This is a genomic window from Pseudomonas sp. LD120 (genome assembly GCF_009861525.1).
Classification (GTDB): Bacteria; Pseudomonadota; Gammaproteobacteria; order Pseudomonadales; family Pseudomonadaceae; genus Aquipseudomonas.
Genome location: NZ_WVHL01000005.1, coordinates 2,213,233 through 2,231,490, shown reverse-complemented (window position 1 = coordinate 2,231,490; position 18,258 = coordinate 2,213,233). Strand labels below are relative to the sequence as shown.

Sequence of the window (18,258 nt, the reverse complement as noted above, 5' to 3'; positions counted from 1 at the left end):
GCAACCAGAAGAAGCACGCCCTGCTTGAATCGTCAAAAGCCGGCCAGCCTCACGGCCGGCCGCCCCGTCATTCACTGATTACGCCGCGCCCGGGCCTTCAGCCAGGAAGAACCAGGTTTCCAGTACCGAATCCGGGTTCAACGACACGCTTTCAATGCCCTGTTCCATCAGCCATTTGGCCAAATCCGGGTGATCCGAAGGACCCTGGCCACAGATGCCGATGTACTTGCCAGCCTTGTTGCAGGCGGCAATGGCATTGGCCAGCAGCTTCTTGACCGCAGGATTACGCTCGTCGAACAGGTGGGCGATGATCCCCGAGTCACGGTCCAGGCCCAGGGTCAACTGGGTCAGGTCGTTGGAGCCGATGGAGAAACCATCGAAGTACTCGAGGAACTCTTCGGCCAGAATGGCGTTGGAAGGCAGTTCGCACATCATGATCACGCGCAGACCGTTTTCGCCACGCTTGAGGCCATTTTCAGCCAGCAGATCAACCACTTGGCTGGCTTCGCCCAAGGTGCGCACGAACGGCACCATGATTTCGACGTTGGTCAGGCCCATTTCGTTGCGCACGCGTTTCAACGCACGGCATTCAAGCTCGAAGCAATCACGGAAGGATTCGCTGATGTAACGCGAGGCGCCACGGAAGCCCAGCATCGGGTTCTCTTCTTCCGGCTCGTACAGCTTGCCGCCGATCAGGTTGGCGTATTCGTTGGACTTGAAGTCCGACAGGCGCACGATGACCTTCTTCGGCGTGAACGCCGCGGCCAGGGTGCTGATGCCTTCAACCAGCTTGTCGACGTAGAAATCCACAGGATCGTGGTAGCCGGCGATGCGCTTGTCGACGCTGTCCTTGATCTCTTGCGGCAGCCCGGCGTAGTTCAGCAGCGCCTTGGGGTGCACGCCGATCATGCGGTTGATGATGAATTCCAGGCGGGCCAGGCCCACGCCGGCGTTCGGCAACTGGGCGAAGTCAAAGGCGCGATCCGGGTTGCCGACGTTCATCATAATCTTGAACGGCAGTTCCGGCATGGCGTCTACCGAGTTCTGCTTGATGTCGAAACCCAGTTCGCCTTCGAAGATCAGACCGGTGTCGCCTTCGGCGCAGGAAACAGTCACGCCCTGGCCATCCTTCAGCAGCTCGGTGGCGTTGCCACAACCCACCACGGCAGGAATGCCCAGTTCACGAGCGATGATCGCCGCGTGGCAGGTACGACCGCCACGGTTGGTGACGATGGCGCTGGCGCGCTTCATCACCGGCTCCCAGTCCGGGTCGGTCATGTCGGAGACCAGCACGTCGCCGGGCTGGACTTTGTCCATTTCGGAAACGTCCTTGATGATCCGCACTTTGCCGGCGCCGATGCGCTGGCCGATAGCACGACCTTCCACCAGCACAATGCCGGTTTCCTTGAGCAGGTAGCGCTCCATGACATTGGCCGAGGTGCGACTTTTCACGGTTTCCGGACGGGCCTGGACGATGTACAGCTTGCCGTCGTCACCATCTTTGGCCCATTCGATGTCCATCGGGCACTGGTAGTGCTTCTCGATGATCATCGCCTGCTTGGCCAGCTCGCTGACTTCGGCGTCGGTCAGGCAGAAACGGGCGCGATCGGCCACGTCCACATCCACGGTTTTCACCGAGCGACCGGCCTTGGCTTCGTCACCGTAGATCATCTTGATCGCCTTGCTGCCCAGGTTGCGGCGCAGGATGGCCGGACGCCCGGCTTCAAGGGTGTTTTTGTGGACGTAGAACTCGTCCGGATTGACCGCGCCCTGAACCACGGTTTCACCCAGGCCGTAGGCACCGGTGATGAACACCACGTCGCGAAAGCCCGATTCGGTGTCGAGGGTGAACATCACCCCGGCGGTGCCGGTCTCCGAACGCACCATGCGCTGCACACCGGCAGACAGGGCCACCAGCTTGTGGTCGAACCCCTGGTGTACGCGATAGGAAATGGCCCGATCATTGAACAAGGAGGCAAACACTTCCTTGGCCGCGCGAATCACGTTGTCCACGCCACGGATATTGAGGAAGGTTTCCTGCTGACCGGCGAAGGAGGCGTCCGGCAAGTCTTCGGCGGTGGCCGAAGAACGCACGGCCACGGCCATTTCCGGATTGCCGGCCGACAGCGCGGCGAAGGCGGTACGGATCTCGGTGTTGAGGCGCTCGGGGAACTCGGCCTCCATGATCCACTGACGGATCTGCGCGCCGGTCTTGGCCAGGGCGTTGACGTCATCGACATCCAGCGCATCGAGGGCGGCATGGATCTGGTCGTTCAGACCACTCAACTCAAGAAAATCACGATAAGCCTGAGCAGTCGTGGCGAAGCCACCAGGGACCGATACGCCCGCACCTGCGAGGTTGCTGATCATCTCGCCCAGGGATGCGTTCTTGCCCCCCACATGCTCAACATCGTGTTTGCCGAGCTTATCGAGGGAAACTACGTACTCTACCAAGGTGATCTCTCCACTAACTGTGTTGGAAAAGCTCAGAAGCCGGCTGCTCTTTGGAGCGTTTGCCCGCTATATGGCCTGGACCTGGAAAATAAGTGAGAATGCGGGCCATTCCCGGCCGACAAATCGCGCCTATCATATCCAAGAATCGTCACTAGCTTAAGGCCCAAGCCGCAAATGAAACGATCTGCTTTCTTTATTTCCGACGGTACCGGCATCACGGCGGAAACCCTCGGCCAGAGCCTGTTGGCGCAGTTCGAAAACGTTACCTTCAGCAAATTCACGCGGCCGTACATCGACAGCATGGAAAAAGCGCGGGCCATGGTACAACAAATCAATATAGCCGCCGAAAAAGACGGTTATCGGCCGATTATCTTCGACACCATCGTCAATCAGGACATTCGAGAGATCCTCGCCACCTCCAATGGTTTCATGATCGATATCTTCTCGACCTTCCTCGCCCCCCTGGAGCAGGAGCTCAGCGAACACTCGTCCTACTCCGTCGGCAAGTCCCATTCCATTGGCCACAACTCCAACTACATGGAGCGCATCGAGGCGGTGAACTTCGCCCTGGACAACGACGACGGTGCCCGCACCCACTACTACGACAAGGCTGACCTGATCCTGGTGGGCGTATCGCGCTGCGGCAAGACCCCAACCTGCCTGTACATGGCCATGCAATTCGGCATCCGCGCGGCCAACTACCCGCTGACTGAAGAAGACATGGAGCGCCTGCAACTGCCCAATGCCCTGCGCGCTCACAAGCACAAGCTGTTCGGCCTGACCATCGACCCCGACCGCCTCACCGCGATCCGCAACGAGCGCAAGCCCAACAGCCGCTATTCCAGCTACGCCCAGTGCGAGTTCGAAGTGCGCGAAGTGGAGAACCTGTTCCGCCGCGAGAACATTCCCCATATCAACTCCACGCATTTCTCGGTGGAAGAGATCTCGGCCAAGATCCTCGTGGAAAAAGGCGTGGAGCGGCGCTTCAAGTAGACCGCGCCACGGCTTCAGCCAGCCCGATGTGGCAAGGGATCCTCCCTGCCACAAGGCTTGCCCCCGTCACCCCGTCACCCCGTCACCATCCCGGCAATCCGCGCTCCTGGCGTAACGCCGTCGCCAGGGCAGCAAAGCCCTCGGTCAGTTTCCGATCATCGGCCGTGGTGTTGCAGACACTGGCGCGAATGAACTGCGGCACCGCCGCCTGGCCCACGGCAAAGGTCTCGGCAGTGGCCACCAGATAGTGCTGCTGCTTCAAGTGCGCCTCGATCTCCGAGGCCCGCCAGGGCTCGGGCACACGGATCCAGAAATGCGGGCAGGCCTCTGGGCTGCGCCATTGCACCCCCTGCAGCAGACCCGCCACCAGCCCCTTGCGCCGGGTGATCTCGGCCATTTGCTGCTGACGCAGGCGTTCGGCAATACCGTTGTCGATCCAACCGGCAGCCAGCTCCAAGGCTAGCGGCGTGGCCATCCAGCAGGTCGCCCGCAGCGCTGCGGCCAATCGTCCCACCAGCGGCGCGGGCCCGCACAGGAAACCGACCCGCAGCCCCGCGGCCACGGCCTTGCTCAAGCTGCTGATCAGCACCGTGCGCTCAGGAGCAAAATGCGCCAGCGGCGCCGGCCGCCGGGCGATCAGCACCGCATGGGTTTCGTCCTCCAGAATCAACAGATTGTGCCGCCGGCAGACTTCGGCGATCGCCTTCCGGCGCGCTGCGGACTGCACCGCGGTGCTGGGATTCTGCAAGGTCGGCGTGCAATACAGGGCCGCCAGCCGATGATGCCGGCACGCCTCTTCCAGCGCCTCGGGCAGCAGCCCCTGCTCATCCATTGGCAGGCCCAGCAACTTGATCCCCTGCATCCGTGCGGTACTGATCAGGCCCGGATAGGTCAGGTGCTCGGTGGCCAGGGTATCCCCCGCCTTGAGCAGCGCCAGCAGGGCGATATGCAAGCCGTGTTGGGCGCCGTTGACGCAAATCACCTGCGAGGCATCGACCTGCAACCCTTCCTGAGTCAGCCAGCGCGCGCCGGCCTCACGATAGCGCGCCAGCCCGGCCTCCGGGCTGTAGCGAGCCACCTCCAGCAACCCCTGAGGATCGTCGGCCAAAGCCCGCAGACTCTGGGCGATCAAACGGCTCTCCGCCCCGGGAATATGCGTATTGCGGCTCATGTCGAATAGCGCGGGCGACTCTTCTCCGACGTGGCGAAACCCCGCGTCGCGCGGATGCTGCAAGCCGTCCTGACGTACGTAGGTGCCATCACCGACCCGCGCCACCACCTGCCCCACGCGCTCCAGCTCGGCATAGGCGCGACTGATGGTGCCAATGGTCACCCCCAGTTGATCAGCCAACTGCCGATGGGGAAACAACTTGCTGCCAGGGGCCAGCAGCCCCTGGTCAATGCCCTGATCCAGTGCGTCGGCCAGGCGCTTGTACTTGGGCCCCGCCCCTTCGTGCAAGGCGGAACGCAACATTGACACCATGTCAATACTTACTTTGACAGCCATCACTTACCCCAATAACGTGCTTTACAGGTTCAATCACCGGAAATGACCCGTTCAATATAAGGGTCAATTACCGATCACGAAAGGAGTGTCAGCGTGACCACAACCACCACCGCAGCACCGACCGCTCAAGTGCCCGCGCGCCACTGGCTCGCCACCCTGGTCACCGGCACCCTGTTCCTGATTGTCTGCCTGAGCTGGGGCACCACCTGGCTGGGCATCAAGATTGCTGTGGAAAGCGTGCCACCACTGACCGCCGCCGGGCTGCGCTTTCTGATCGCCTTCCCGTTGTTCGCCTGCTTTGCCTGGCTGCGCCGCGAGCCGTTGATGTTCCCCAAGGGCAACCGGGGGTTCCTGCTGTTCGTCACCCTGTGCTACTTCAGCCTGCCCTACACCTTGCTCAACTACGGCGAGGTGCACGTCTCCTCGGGACTGACCGCCCTGCTGTTCAGTTGCATGCCAGTGTTCATCCTGATTTTTTCCGCCCTGCTGTTGCGGGAAAAGATTCATCTGGCGCAACTGTTGGGCATCGCCGTCGGCTTTGCCAGCCTGTTCCAGATCATCCGCGGCCAGGGTCTGCTCAGCGATCACAACGAACTCTCGGGGGTGCTGGCGATACTCGGCGCGGCGCTGCTGCATGCCTTGTGCTACGTGGTCACCAAGAAACACGGGAGCGCCATCAGCGTCATCACCTACAACACCCTGCCGATCGGCATTGCCGGCCTGCTGCTGTGCCTGGCCGGGCTGACGGTGGAAAGCCCGGATTTTGCCGCAATCAGCCCACGCTCATGGGGTGCCTTGCTGTACCTGGGGCTGGCCGCTTCGGTGGGCGGGTTCATCGTCTACTTCTTCCTGCTCAAACGCCTGAACCCGGTGATCCTGTCCTTCGTCTTCATCATCTTCCCGGTGTTCGCGGTGATCATCGGCGCCTGGTACGAAGGCCTGAGCCTGTCCCGTGACCTGCTGCTGTACTCCGCGACCCTGCTCGGCGGCTTCGCCATCACCAAGCTGCCGCTGGAGAAATGGCTGCCCAGAAAGCCCACCCAACGCTAAGAGAACCCATAGCGAGCTTGCTCGCGATGCTTCCCCGGGACACCGCGTGCGCCCAGCGAATCCGCGTCATCCTTGACGTTCTTCGCGAGCACGCCACTCCTACAGCGGTGAGCCTCAGATCACCAGCAGGTCGACAAACCGGTGCACTGGCGTCGCTTCCAGCCGTGCCGGGTCCTTGCACAGCTGGAAAATCTGCGTCGCGCGCTGGACGCTGAAGCGCGTGGCCAGGTTGGCCTTGAACTTGTCTTCCAGCAGCGGGATGCCTTCAGCGCGGCGGCGCCGGTGGCCGATGGGGTATTGCACCGCCACCTGCTCGGTGCTGGAGCCGTCCTTGAAGAACACCTGGATCGCGTTGGCGATCGAGCGTTTGTCGGCTTCCAGGTATTCCCGGGTGTAGCGCGGGTCTTCGACGACCTGCATCTTCTGGCGCAACTGATCGATGATCGGGTGCGCTGCGTGGAATTCGTCCTCATAGTGCTCGGCCACCAGGGTGCCGAAGGCCAGGGGCACGGCGGTCATGTATTGCAGACAGTGATCGCGGTCGGCGGCATTGGCCAGCGGCCCGACCTTGGAAATGATGCGGATCGCCGACTCATGGGTGGTGATCAGGATGCGGTCGATTTCGTGCAGGCGATTGCGCACTTTCGGATGCAGGATCACCGCCGCCTCACACGCGGTCTGCGCATGGAACTCCGCCGGGAAGCTGATCTTGAACAGCACGTTTTCCATCACGTAGCTGGCGTATTTCTGCGTCAGGCTGAACTGCCGCTGGCCCTCGGGCTTGAGCGCCAGGTCCTTGTTGGTGTGACTGAACAGCACGTCATAGAAGCCCCACTGTGGCGCGCTGAGCACCCCGGGAATGCCCATCTCGCCGCGCATTGCGATATCCGCCAGGCGCACCCCGCGACTGGTTGCATCCCCGGCCGCCCAGGATTTGCGTGAACCGGCATTCGGCGCATGACGGTAGGTGCGCAGCGCCTGACCGTCGACAAAGGCATGGGACAGCGCCGCCAGCAGCTGCTCACGATCGGCCCCCATCAGCTTGGCGCAGACCGCGGTGGAGGCGACTTTCACCAACAGCACATGATCGAGCCCGACGCGGTTGAAGGCGTTTTCCAGAGCGATCACGCCTTGGATCTCATGGGCCATGATCATCGCCCTGAGCACCTCGCCCATAGTCAGCGGCGCCTCGCCATTGGCCACGCGCTTTTGCGACAGATGATCGGCCACCGCCAGAATCCCGCCGAGGTTGTCCGAAGGATGCCCCCACTCGGCCGCCAGCCAGGTGTCGTTGTAGTCCAGCCAGCGCACGATGCAGCCAATGTCCCAGGCCGCCTTCACCGGGTCGAGGCGGTAGCTGGTGCCGGGCACCCGGGCGCCGAAGGGCACCACGGTGCCTTCGACGATCGGCCCCAGGTGCTTGGTGCATTCGGGAAAACGCAGGGCCAGCAGGCCGCAGCCCAAGGTGTCCATCAGGCAGTTGCGAGCGGTGTCGAGGGCTTCTTGGGAGTCGATGGAATAGTTCAGGACATAGTCAGCGATGTCCTGCAGGACCGGGTCGTACTCGGGACGGTTGTTCAGGTCTGCGTTGGCGCTCATGAGGGCTTCACTCCTGTTGCAAGGTTGTGGGTAGCGGTGATTCCTCAGGTACAGGTCAATAACGGCATCGCAGGTCTGCGCCTGCTCAGCGATTCAATAACAACGTCACGACTGGCGGTGGTGGCGAGGGAGCCTGCGCCCGCTGGATGGCACAGCCGCGCAAAGGCGGTCCATGCGTTGCAGCAAGTCAATCGCGGACTCAGGGCTTACGACCGCTACGCGCCGGAGCGCCGGCCGGCCGAGCCGGAGCAAGCTCCCTCGCCACAGTAAGCCCCGCCACCACAGCCAGCATTACTCTGCTTAGAAACTGTCGCCGGGCACTCGCACCCAGCCTTCCATCAGCACCCGCGCGCTGCGGCTCATGATGGCCTTGACCACGGTCCAGTCACCGCCGTTACGGGTGGCTTCGGCGCCGACGCGCAAGGTGCCCGAAGGATGGCCAAAACGCACCGCACTGCGCGCACCGCCACCGGCCGCCAGATTGACCAGGGTCCCGGGAATCGCCGCCGCGGTGCCAATGGCCACCGCCGCAGTACCCATCATTGCGTGATGCAACTTGCCCATGGACAGGGCCCGCACCAGCAGGTCGACATCCCCGGCCTTGATCGCCTTGCCGCTGGAGGCCTGGTAATCCGCCGGCGCGGCGACAAAGGCTACTTTCGGCGTGTGCTGGCGCTGGGCGGCTTGGTCCAGGTGCTGAATCAGGCCCATGCGCAGGGCGCCGTGGGCGCGAATGGTCTCGAACATCGCCAGGGCCTTGGGGTCACCATTGATGTCGCCCTGCAGCTCGGTGCCGCGATAACCGATGTCCGCCGCGTTGACGAAAATCGTCGGAATCCCGGCATTGATCAGCGTCGCCTTGAAAGTGCCGACACCGGGTACTTCCAAGTCGTCCACCAGGTTGCCGGTGGGGAACATCGAACCACCGGCGCCCTCTTCCTCGGCCGCCGGATCGAGGAACTCCAACTGCACTTCGGCCGCCGGAAACGTCACGCCGTCCAGCTCGAAATCACCGGTTTCCTGAACCTCGCCATTGGTGATCGGCACGTGGGCGATGATGCTCTTGCCGATATTGGCCTGCCAGATGCGCACCACCGCCACGCCGTTCTGCGGGATGCGCGCCGGGTCCACCAGGCCGCTGCTGATGGCAAACGAGCCGACCGCCGCCGAGAGGTTGCCGCAGTTGCCGCTCCAGTCGACGAAGGCCTTGTCGATGGCCACCTGGCCGAACAGGTAGTCGACGTCGTGGTCGGCCTTGATGCTCTTGGACAGGATCACCGTCTTGCTGGTGCTGGAGGTGGCGCCGCCCATGCCGTCGATCTGCTTGTCATAGGGATCGGGGCTGCCGATCACCCGCAACAGCAGGGCATCGCGGGCCGCGCCCGGCAGTTGGGCCGCCTCGGGCAGGTCCTGCAGGTTGAAGAACACGCCCTTGCTGGTGCCGCCACGCATGTAGGTGGCGGGAATCTTGATCTGCGCTACAAATGCCATGAATTTCAGGTCCCGATAATGACCAGGGGCGGCGCCTTGCGGCCCGCCCCCGGTACGTCATTTAGCTGGCGACTGCCGATTCCAGGAAGTCCTGGGCGAAGCGTTGCAGCACCCCGCCCGCCTCGTAGATCGACACTTCTTCGGCGGTGTCGAGGCGGCAGGTCACCGGCACCTCGATCCGCTCGCCGTTGCGGCGGTTGATCACCAGGGTCAGTTGTGCCCGAGGTGTACGCGCGCCGATCACGTCATAGGTTTCAGTGCCGTCGATGCCCAGGGTCTTGCGGTCGGTGCCCGCGAGGAACTCCAGGGGCAGCACGCCCATGCCCACCAGGTTGGTGCGGTGGATGCGCTCGAAACCTTCGGCGACGATCGCCTCCACCCCGGCCAGGCGCACGCCCTTGGCCGCCCAGTCGCGGGACGAGCCCTGGCCATAGTCGGCACCGGCAATGATGATCAGCGGTTGCTTGCGCTGCATGTAGGTTTCGATGGCTTCCCACATCCGCGTCACTTTGCCTTCCGGCTCGATGCGCGCCAGGGAGCCCTGCTTGACCTTACCGTTTTCCTCGACCATCTCGTTGAACAGTTTAGGGTTGGCGAAGGTCGCGCGCTGGGCGGTCAGGTGATCGCCACGGTGGGTCGCGTAAGAGTTGAAGTCCTCCTCCGGCAGGCCCATTTTCGCCAGGTATTCGCCGGCTGCGCTGTCGAGCATGATGGCGTTGGACGGCGACAGGTGGTCGGTGGTGATGTTGTCCGGCAGCACCGCCAGCGGGCGCATGCCCTTGAGGCTGCGCTCACCGGCCAAGGCCCCTTCCCAATAAGGCGGACGACGGATGTAGGTGCTCTGCGGACGCCAGTCGTACAGCGGCTCGACTTTCGGACCGGTGTCCTCGTGGATGGCGAACATCGGAATGTAGACCCTGCGGAACTGCTCTGGCTTCACCGCCGCCTTGACCACGGCGTCGATCTCTTCATCGCTCGGCCAGATGTCCTTGAGGCGGATTTCCCGGCCGTCGGCATCCAGGCCCAGCACATCCTTTTCGATATCGAAACGGATGGTGCCAGCAATCGCGTAGGCCACCACCAGCGGCGGTGACGCCAGGAACGCCTGCTTGGCATAGGGGTGGATACGCCCGTCGAAGTTGCGGTTGCCCGAGAGTACAGCAGTGGCGTACAGGTCGCGATCGATGATCTCTTTCTGGATCACCGGGTCCAGGGCGCCGGACATGCCATTGCAAGTGGTGCAGGCAAAAGCCACCACGCCAAAGCCCAGCTGCTCCAGCTCATGGCCCAGGCCGGCCTCTTCCAGGTACATGGCCACGGTTTTCGAACCCGGGGCCAGGGACGACTTGACCCACGGCTTGCGGGTCAGCCCCAGCTTGTTGGCATTGCGCGCCAGCAGGCCGGCAGCAATCACGTTGCGTGGGTTGCTGGTGTTGGTGCAACTGGTGATGGCGGCGATGATCACCGCCCCGTCGGGCATCTGCCCCGGCACTTCGGACCACTGCCCGGCGATGCCCTTGGCCGCCAGATCGCGGGTGGCGACCCGGGCGTGGGGGTTGCTCGGCCCGGCCATGTTGCGCACCACCGACGACAGGTCGAACTGCAGGCCGCGCTCGTAACGCACGTGCTTGAGGCTGTCGGCCCACAGGCCAGTGTGCTTGGCGTAGTTCTCTACCAGACGCACTTGTTCATCTTCACGACCAGTGAGCTTGAGGTAATCGATGGTCTGCTGGTCGATGTAGAACATCGCCGCGGTGGCGCCGTATTCCGGGGCCATGTTGGAGATGGTGGCGCGGTCGCCCAGGGTCAGGGCCGCGGCGCCTGCGCCGAAGAACTCCAGCCAGGCACCCACCACTTTCTGCTTGCGCAGGAACTCCGTCAGCGCCAGCACCATGTCGGTGGCGGTGATCCCGGGCTGCAACTTGCCAGTGAGCTCGACGCCGATGATTTCCGGCAAGCGCATCCACGAAGCGCGGCCGAGCATGACGTTCTCGGCTTCCAGGCCGCCCACGCCGATGGCGATCACGCCCAGGGCATCCACATGCGGGGTGTGGCTGTCGGTGCCGACGCAGGTATCAGGGAAGGCCACCCCGTCGCGCACCTGGATCACCGGGGACATTTTCTCCAGGTTGATCTGGTGCATGATGCCGTTGCCCGGCGGGATCACGTCGACGTTCTTGAAGGCCTTCTTGGTCCAGTTGATGAAGTGGAAACGGTCTTCGTTGCGCCGGTCTTCGATGGCGCGGTTCTTGTCGAAGGCGTCCGGATCGAAACCGCCGCACTCCACGGCCAGGGAGTGGTCGACGATCAGTTGGGTCGGCACCACCGGGTTGACCAGGGCCGGGTCACCGCCCTGGTCGGCGATGGCGTCGCGCAGGCCGGCCAGGTCCACCAGCGCAGTCTGGCCAAGGATGTCATGGCACACCACACGGGCCGGGAACCAGGGAAAGTCCAGGTCGTCGCGGCGTTCGATCAACTGGCCAAGGGAGGCGTTGAGGGTCGCTGGATCACAGCGACGCACCAGGTTTTCCGCCAGTACGCGGGAGGTATAGGGCAGGCTGTCGTAGGCGCCTGGCTTAAGCGCATCGACCGCCGCACGGGCGTCGAAATAGTCCAACTGGCTGCCCGGCAGCGTCTTGCGAAATTCAGTGTTCATGGTCAGGGACTCGATCACGGTAGTTTCAAAGGAAGCGTCCGGCACCGGGTTGAATGGACACCCATCCTTTGTCGGAGCGAGCCCGCTTGCGATGATGGAAGCAGATCCGACATCGCGCCGGCTGATCCATCGTTATCGCGAGCCAGCTCGCTCCTGCAGGTGTGGGGTGCATTCAAGCCACAGTGCCGGCGCCCTCCCGGTCAGCGGTGTTCGATTGGCACGAACTTGCGCTGTTCAACGCCGATGTACTCGGCGCTTGGACGGATGATGCGGTTGTTGCCCCGCTGCTCGAACACGTGGGCGGCCCAGCCGGTCAGGCGCGAGCAGACGAAGATCGGGGTGAACAGCTTGGTCGGGATGCCCATGAAGTGGTACGCCGAGGCGTGATAGAAGTCGGCGTTGGGGAAGAGTTTCTTCTGTTCCCACATGGTCTTGTCGATGGCTTCGGACACCGGGAACAGGACCTTGTCACCGACTTCGTCAGCCAGCTTCTTCGACCAGCCCTTGATCACCTCGTTGCGCGGGTCGCTGTCTTTGTAGATCGCGTGGCCAAACCCCATGATTTTGTCCTTGCGCTCCAGCATCCGCAGCAGTTCGGCGGTCGCCTCTTCGGGGCTGTGGAAGCGCTCGATCAGCTCCATGGCCGCTTCGTTGGCGCCACCGTGCAACGGACCACGCAGCGAACCGATGGCGGCGGTGATGCACGAGTACAGGTCCGACAGGGTCGAGGCACAGACCCGGGCAGTGAAGGTGGAGGCGTTGAACTCGTGCTCGGCGTAGAGAATCAACGAGACGTTCATCACCTTGACGTGCAGGTCGCAGGGCTTCTTGCCGTGCAGCAGGTGCAGGAAGTGGCCACCGATGGTCTGCTCGTCGCTGACGCAGTTGATGCGCACGCCTTCATGACTGAAGCGGTACCAGTAGCACATGATCGCCGGGAAGGCCGCCAGCAGGCGGTCGGTAACATCGTGCTGCTGGGAGAAGTCCTTCTCCGGCTCGATGTTGCCGAGGAACGAGCAACCGGTGCGCATCACGTCCATCGGATGGGCCTGGGCCGGAATCCGCTCCAGCACTTCCTTCAGGGCTTGCGGCAGATCCCGCAGCTTGCTCAGCTTGGCGCTGTAGGCGGCCAGTTGTTCCTGGGTCGGCAGGTCGCCATACAGCAACAGGTAGGCGACTTCCTCGAACTGCGCATCGGCCGCCAGTTCGCGCACGTCATAGCCGCGATAGGTCAATCCGGCACCGGCCTGGCCCACGGTGGACAGCGCGGTTTGCCCAGCGACCTGGCCGCGCAGACCTGCACCACTCAATACTTTTGCTTCGGCCATTGCTCTCTCCAATCTTGAATTTGTTAGGGACTTGGCAACTTCGTTGGTCGGAACTCACCCCGACACTGTAGGAGCGAGCTTGCTCGCGATCCAGGCCCGCGCGCCCCAGCGACTCAGGGGCGGTGCGTTAACGTTGATGGCCGTCGCGAGCAAGCTCGCCCCACAGGGGTTGATTCAACCTTTCTTCTGGGCGAACAGCGCATCGAGCTTCTGTTCGAAGCTGTGGTAGTCGATGCGCTCGTAGAGCTCCATGCGGGTCTGCATGGTGTCGATCACGTTCTGCTGGGTGCCGTCACGACGGATCGCGGTGTAAACGTTTTCCGCCGCCTTGTTCATGGCACGGAACGCCGACAGCGGGTACAGCACCAGGGAAACATCCACGGATTTCAACTGTTCGGTGGTGAACAGCGGGGTGGCGCCGAATTCGGTGATGTTGGCCAGGATCGGCGCCTTCACCCGGTCGGCGAAGATCTTGTACATCTCAAGCTCGGTGATGGCTTCCGGGAACACCATGTCGGCACCGGCCTCGATGCATGCCGCGGCGCGCTCCAGGGCCGATTCCAGGCCTTCCACCGCCAGGGCGTCGGTACGCGCCATGATCACGAAGCTATCGTCGGTGCGGGCATCCACCGCGGCCTTGATGCGATCGACCATTTCCTGCTGGGAGACGATCTCCTTGTTCGGGCGGTGACCGCAGCGCTTGGCGCCGACCTGGTCTTCGATATGGATCGCCGCGGCGCCGAACTTGATCATCGACTTGACGGTGCGCGCCACGTTGAAGGCCGAGGAGCCAAAGCCGGTGTCCACGTCCACCAGCAGCGGCAGGTCGCAGACGTCGGTGATGCGGCGCACGTCGGTGAGGACGTCGTCGAGGCCGGTGATGCCCAGGTCAGGTACGCCGAGGGAGCCTGCGGCGACCCCGCCACCGGACAGGTAGATGGCCTTGAAACCGGCGCGCTTGGCCAGCAGGGCGTGGTTGGCGTTGATCGCGCCGACCACTTGCAACGGCCGTTCGCTGGCGACCGCATCGCGGAAACGCTGGCCTGGAGTGCTGTTGTTGGAACTCATGACTCACCTCGTGGAGTGGCTGTCTGATGGGCGCTGTCCTGGTAGTGACGCGCAATATTGCGTTTCGAGGCGCCGATGTGGCGGCGCATCAACAACTCGGCCAGCTCGCCGTCGCGATCGGCAATGGCATCGAGAATCCGGTGGTGTTCGGCAAAGGCCTGGTGCGGACGGTTGGGCGTGGCAGAAAACTGGATACGGTACATGCGCACCAGCTGATACAGCTCGCCACAGAGCATCTGCGTGAGGGTGCGGTTACCCGCGCCCTGGATGATCCGGTAGTGGAAGTCGAAATCCCCTTCCTGCTGGTAGTAGCCGACACCGGCCTGGAATGCGGCATCGCGCTCATGAGTGTCCAGCACCCGGCGCAGCTCATCGATTTCCTCTGCGGTCATGCGCTCCGCCGCCAGGCGACAAGCCATGCCCTCCAGGGACTCGCGAATTTCGTAAAGCTCGATCAGCTCGGCATGACTCAGGGACACCACCCGAGCGCCGACATGAGGCACCCGCACCAACAGGCGCTGGCCTTCCAGACGGTGAATGGCCTCACGCAGCGGGCCACGGCTAATGCCATAGGTGCGAGCCAGTTCCGGCTCGGAGATCTTGCTGCCCGGGGCGATCTCGCCCTTGACGATAGCGGCCTGGATACGCCGAAAGACGTTTTCAGACAGGGTTTCGGAATCATCCTGCACCGGGACCGCGCGCTCCAGTTGATCCAGCATATTGTCAACACCTTCAAAAACAATGAGGCAAAAACTAGCCAATACGAGCGAAATAGTCAAAGGAAAAATAGATATTGTCGACAATCGTCTAATGACCCTTGGCCGCCGAACGCAACAAAAGGCCCACCGCCGACGCTGGCGCCACAAAACCAGCATGCTAGAATGCCGCCCGCATTGGCCTGTCATCTTTTTATGGCACGCATACGAGGGAGCTTGCGCAGCAATGCCGGTCGCCTTGAACTGAAGAACCCATGTCACGTCAGGATCTATGAGACTCAAGGCCCTTCCCCTACTGCTCTGTCTGCTGGCACTGCCCAGCATCGGTACCGCCGCCGGCAAGACCGTCTACGGTTTGAATGAATATGCACGGCTGTCGGGCATCGACCTGGAGGTCGCTGCCAAGCTCGACACCGGCGCCAAGACCGCCTCGTTGAGCGCACGCGACATCAAGCGCTTCAAACGCAACGGCGAATCCTGGGTGCGCTTCTATCTGGCGATCGACGCCGCCCATTCCCACCCCATCGAAAGGCCCCTGGCCCGGATCAGCAAGATCAAACGCCGTGCTGGCGACTATGATCCCGATGAGGGCAAGAACTACACCGCACGGCCAGTGATCGCTCTGAATGTCTGCATGGGCAATGCTTTACGCAGCATCGAGGTGAACCTGACCGACCGCAGCGCATTCCAATTCCCGCTTTTGATTGGCTCCGAAGCCCTGAAACGCTTCGACGCGCTGGTTGACCCCAGTCTCAAATACGCTGCTGGCAAACCCGCCTGCGCCACCGACGCTCATACCGCAGAGTAATTCCAATGCGCTCTCTTACCCTTCATCTGAAAATCCTGATCACTCTCCTGGTGGTGCTGGGCATCTCGATCACGGCTTATCAGATCTTCGCGCTCGGCATTCCAGTAACCGAAGACGCCACCGACGATCTGTGGAACATCGATGCCAAGGTCGAGTTCGTCGCCAACGGCAAAGACCCGATCAAGATCCAGATGTTCGTGCCGCCCCTGAGCAGCGACTACGTGAGCCTCAACGAGAGCTTCATTTCCAATAACTACGGGGTGTCGGTCAACCGCGTCGACGGCAACCGCAAGGTCACTTGGTCGGCACGCCGGGCCAAGGGTAATCAGACCCTGTATTACCGCCTGGTGCTGACCAAGCGCTACAGCTCCGAAAAATCCAAGGTCAAGGGCCCGACCTTCCGCGACAGCATCGCCGTGGAAGGTCCGGAGAAAATCGCCGCTGACGCCCTACTGGCGCCGATTCGCCAGCACTCCGCGGACGTCGAGACCTTCATCAGCGAGGCCATCAAGCGGGTTAACAACGCCAACGACGACAACGCCAAGCTGCTGCTGGCCGGAGACACCTCCAGCGCCAACAAGGCCAGGATCATTGATCTGCTGCTGTCCATCGCCCACGTCCCCATGGAGAAGGTCCACACCCTTCGCCTGGTGGCTGACCAGCCACAAAGCCCAGAACTCTGGCTGCGCAGCTTCAACGGCAACGAATGGCTGTACTTCAACCCGGAAACCGGGCAACAGGGCATGCCCGCGGACCGCCTGCTGTGGTGGACCGGCGACGACAACCTGATCACGATCGATGGCGGCAAGAAGGCCAACGTCACCTTCAGCCTCAACAACAGCGAAATGAACGCCATTCGCCTGGCCAAGCTGACGGATGAGAATACCGACGCCAATTTCCTCGAATATTCGCTGTACGGCCTGCCGCTGCAGACCCAGCAAACCTTCATGATCATGGTGATGATCCCCATCGGCGTACTGGTGATCCTGGTGCTGCGCAACCTGATCGGCCTGCAGACCCTGGGCACCTTCACCCCAGTGCTGATTGCCCTGGCCTTCCGCGAGACGCAGTTGGGTTTCGGCATCGTGCTGTTTACCGTGATCACCGCCCTGGGCCTGTCACTGCGCTCCTACCTTGAGCACCTCAAACTGCAGATGCTGCCGAGACTCTCGGTGGTACTGACCTTCGTCGTGGTGCTGATCGCCACCATCAGCCTGTTCAGCCACAAGCTGGGCCTGGAGCGCGGCTTGTCAGTGGCGCTGTTCCCGATGGTGATCCTGACCATGACCATCGAGCGTCTGTCCATCACCTGGGAAGAGCGCGGTGGCGGCCATGCGATGAAAGTCGCCATCGGCACCCTCTTCGCGGCCTCCCTGGCGCACTTGATCATGAGCGTGCCGGAGCTGGTGTATTTCGTCTTCACCTTCCCGGCAATCCTGCTGATCCTGGTGGGTTTCATGCTGGCGATGGGACGCTACCGCGGCTACCGCCTGACAGAGCTGGTGCGCTTCAAAGCCTTCGTCAAGGCTGACTCCTGATGTTCGGCCTGTGGAAGACCTGGAAAGCCCTGGAAGCGCGGGGAATCATGGGCATCAACCGGCGTAATGCCGACTACGTGCTCAAGTACAACAAGCGCAGCCTGTACCCCATCGTCGATGACAAGATCATCACCAAGGAGCGGGCAATCAAGGCCGGCATCCATGTGCCCGAATTGTATGGAGTGATCTCCACCGAGAAGGAAATCGACAAGCTCGACGAGATCCTCAAAGGACGCAACGACTTCGTGATCAAGCCGGCCCAGGGCGCCGGCGGCGACGGCATCCTGGTGATCGCCGACCGTTTCGAAGGGCGTTATCGCACCGTGTCCGGAAAAATCATCAGCCATGAGGAAATCGAGCATCAGATTTCCAGCATCCTCACCGGCCTGTATTCCCTGGGCGGCCACCGCGACCGGGCGCTGATCGAATACCGGGTGACACCGGACCAGATCTTCAAGAGCATCAGCTACGAAGGCGTGCCGGACATCCGCATCATCGTGCTCATGGGCTACCCGGTGATGGCCATGCTGCGCCTGCCGACCCGCCAGTCCGGAGGCAAGGCCAACCTGCACCAGGGCGCCATCGGCGTCGGGGTCGATTTGGCTACCGGCATGACCCTGCGCGGCACCTGGCTGAACAACATCATCAATAAGCACCCGGACACCACCAACACGGTGGATGGCGTACAACTGCCCTATTGGGACGGCTTCATGAAGCTGGCGGCCGGTTGCTACGAGCTCTGCGGCCTGGGCTACATCGGCGTGGACATGGTGCTGGACCAGGACAAAGGCCCGTTGATCCTTGAGCTCAACGCTCGCCCCGGCTTGAATATCCAGATCGCCAACGACTGCGGCCTGACCCAGCGTACCCACGCGGTCGAAGCCCACCTCGAACAACTCAAGACCCGTGGCATCCAGGAAACCGTCGAGGAGCGCGTGCGCTTCGCCCAAGACTTGTTCGGCCATATCCCCCAGGTCGAAGGCTGAAAGGAGACTGTCGACACCGCCCTGTCCGGCCGCGGACAAGAGGGTGTCGACAGCTCGATGATTA

Annotated in this window: 13 protein-coding genes; 5 read left to right on the top strand and 8 right to left on the bottom strand. The window is 62.4% G+C overall.

Features of this window, described 5'->3' with window-relative positions; translation table 11 throughout:
- Positions 1-78: 78 nt before the first annotated feature.
- Positions 79-2,454, bottom strand: coding sequence for a phosphoenolpyruvate synthase (gene ppsA, locus PLD_RS24565; protein WP_159897310.1), 2,376 nt, complete (start codon positions 2,452-2,454; stop codon positions 79-81).
- A 174-nt stretch (positions 2,455-2,628) separates the two neighbouring features.
- On the opposite strand from ppsA, the gene PLD_RS24560 reads away from it, so the two are divergent.
- Positions 2,629-3,447: a pyruvate, water dikinase regulatory protein gene (locus PLD_RS24560; protein WP_102863851.1), complete on the top strand. Its 819-nt coding sequence runs from the start codon at positions 2,629-2,631 to the stop codon at positions 3,445-3,447.
- Between the two features lie 82 nt (positions 3,448-3,529).
- Here the strand turns inward: PLD_RS24560 and PLD_RS24555 are convergent, their stop codons facing one another.
- On the bottom strand, positions 3,530-4,954 hold the full coding sequence (locus PLD_RS24555) for a PLP-dependent aminotransferase family protein (protein ID WP_159897309.1): 1,425 nt from the start codon (positions 4,952-4,954) through the stop codon (positions 3,530-3,532).
- A 93-nt stretch (positions 4,955-5,047) separates the two neighbouring features.
- Here PLD_RS24555 and PLD_RS24550 point away from each other — a divergent pair, with 93 nt between their 5' ends.
- Positions 5,048-6,004 (top strand): DMT family transporter, encoded by a 957-nt coding sequence (locus PLD_RS24550; RefSeq protein ID WP_159897308.1) that lies wholly within the window; start codon positions 5,048-5,050, stop codon positions 6,002-6,004.
- 114 nt (positions 6,005-6,118) lie between these two features.
- On the opposite strand, the gene prpD is transcribed toward PLD_RS24550, so the two are convergent.
- From prpD to PLD_RS24520, 6 genes are all read right to left on the bottom strand, one after another.
- Complete coding sequence (gene prpD, locus PLD_RS24545; protein WP_159897307.1) at positions 6,119-7,603, bottom strand: 2-methylcitrate dehydratase; 1,485 nt, start codon at positions 7,601-7,603, stop codon at positions 6,119-6,121.
- A gap of 300 nt (positions 7,604-7,903) precedes the next feature.
- Positions 7,904-9,094 carry a 2-methylaconitate cis-trans isomerase PrpF gene (prpF, locus tag PLD_RS24540; RefSeq protein ID WP_159897306.1) on the bottom strand — a complete coding sequence of 397 codons (1,191 nt, stop codon included), beginning with the start codon at positions 9,092-9,094 and terminating at the stop codon, positions 7,904-7,906.
- 61 nt (positions 9,095-9,155) lie between these two features.
- Positions 9,156-11,750, bottom strand: coding sequence for a Fe/S-dependent 2-methylisocitrate dehydratase AcnD (gene acnD / locus PLD_RS24535; RefSeq protein ID WP_159897305.1), 2,595 nt, complete (start codon positions 11,748-11,750; stop codon positions 9,156-9,158).
- A gap of 200 nt (positions 11,751-11,950) precedes the next feature.
- Positions 11,951-13,078 (bottom strand): 2-methylcitrate synthase, encoded by a 1,128-nt coding sequence (gene prpC, locus PLD_RS24530; RefSeq protein WP_159897304.1) that lies wholly within the window; start codon positions 13,076-13,078, stop codon positions 11,951-11,953.
- 174 nt (positions 13,079-13,252) lie between these two features.
- Entirely contained in the window at positions 13,253-14,146 is an 894-nt protein-coding gene (gene prpB, locus PLD_RS24525) for a methylisocitrate lyase (protein ID WP_159897303.1), read from the bottom strand.
- Complete coding sequence (locus PLD_RS24520; RefSeq protein WP_159897302.1) at positions 14,143-14,865, bottom strand: GntR family transcriptional regulator; 723 nt, start codon at positions 14,863-14,865, stop codon at positions 14,143-14,145. Before PLD_RS24520 ends, prpB begins: the two co-directional genes overlap by 4 nt.
- 268 nt (positions 14,866-15,133) lie before the next feature.
- Between PLD_RS24520 and PLD_RS24515 the strand changes: the two genes are divergently transcribed.
- Genes PLD_RS24515 through PLD_RS24505 form a run of 3 tightly spaced genes read left to right on the top strand, consistent with a single transcriptional unit; the run spans position 15,134 to position 18,194 of the window.
- Positions 15,134-15,670, top strand: coding sequence for an ATP-dependent zinc protease (locus PLD_RS24515; protein WP_159897301.1), 537 nt, complete (start codon positions 15,134-15,136; stop codon positions 15,668-15,670).
- Positions 15,671-15,675: 5 nt separating this feature from the next.
- Complete coding sequence (locus PLD_RS24510; protein ID WP_159897300.1) at positions 15,676-17,208, top strand: inactive transglutaminase family protein; 1,533 nt, start codon at positions 15,676-15,678, stop codon at positions 17,206-17,208.
- The gene (locus PLD_RS24505) at positions 17,208-18,194 is read left to right on the top strand and encodes an alpha-L-glutamate ligase-like protein (RefSeq protein WP_159897299.1); all 987 of its coding nucleotides are present in this window, start codon (positions 17,208-17,210) and stop codon (positions 18,192-18,194) included. Before PLD_RS24510 ends, PLD_RS24505 begins: the two co-directional genes overlap by 1 nt.
- Positions 18,195-18,258: the final 64 nt, after the last annotated feature.